Below are 1,009 nucleotides of genomic sequence, written 5' to 3'. Positions count from 1 at the left end.
GTATTGCTCGTGCTTTTCAAGATTCGCAGTTTTAACTTGGTAAAGATATTCTTTTTTGCTTTTATGCTTCTCATCGGTGCTGCGCTTGGAGCATTCTATCATGGTGCTGAATATGATAAAACTTTTGCGCTTTTACTAAATATGATATTATGGTTTGTTATATTCAGTTATGCTAAAGAACTTGAACATAACTTTGATATATATCGTTTTAGTGTAAAAATATCAAGTTTATTTCTTGGTATCACGTTGATACTTTACATCATGGCAAAGTTTGGTTTTCATGTTAAAGTATTAGGTGGAGCTTGGTTATATGATGAGAATTTTCGCTTTGCAGGTACTTTCTCTGAGCCAAGTTTAAATGGCTATTATTATGGTTTAATGTTCTTGATGGTCATGCTGTCTAATCAAAAGTACAGACTAATTTTGGCGTTTGTGTTTGCTATTACTACCTATATTTCAGGTGCGAAATTTTCATTCCTAATAATACCAGTGCTCCTTGGGCTGGTTTATTTCTTCAAGGTGAAAGGCTTTTATAATTATACATACCAGCTCATTCCGTTATCTTTTATTGTTCTTTTTGTTAGTCTTGCGTTCATCTACTATGACCTTTTTGCACTGATTGCAGCTCATTTGTCAAATTCTGAAACAATGACTTATGTTACTCGTCTTGGGTTCCCAATTGTCAGCATCTGGCATCTTAGTGATTATCCATTAGGAAGTGGAGTATATGGCTTTAAGAGCACGCTATCACCTTTTATACAGAACTACTGTCAGGCTCTTTCTGGTCTGGACGTAAATTGTAACGAGATGAGGTCCTATATATCCTCGGATGATCCCAGTGCATATGAAAGTTTCGCGCCTAAAGATGTTTTAAGTTTCATTATATTAAGTTTTGGGCTTCCGGGCTTGCTTGTGTTTGTCCTGAGTATATCCTTATTATCAGCTAGACTTAAGGAAAATAAGAATTACTTTATCATTCTAATGTATATTGTCGCATCAATGCTCTTTA

General features: G+C 34.9%; 1 protein-coding gene. It reads left to right on the top strand.

What is annotated here, in order from left to right; all coding sequences use genetic code 11:
* The coding region (gene wzy / locus E0D98_RS24715; protein WP_131891335.1) for an O88 family O-antigen polymerase at positions 1–1,009 on the top strand (1,009 nt) is incomplete at both ends.

The sequence above is a fragment of the Escherichia sp. KCJ4928 genome, assembly GCF_004352695.1.
Lineage (GTDB): Bacteria > Pseudomonadota > Gammaproteobacteria > Enterobacterales > Enterobacteriaceae > ECMA0423.
Note: the sequence above shows the minus strand (reverse complement) of the source record. Positions and strands in the feature narration are given on the sequence as shown.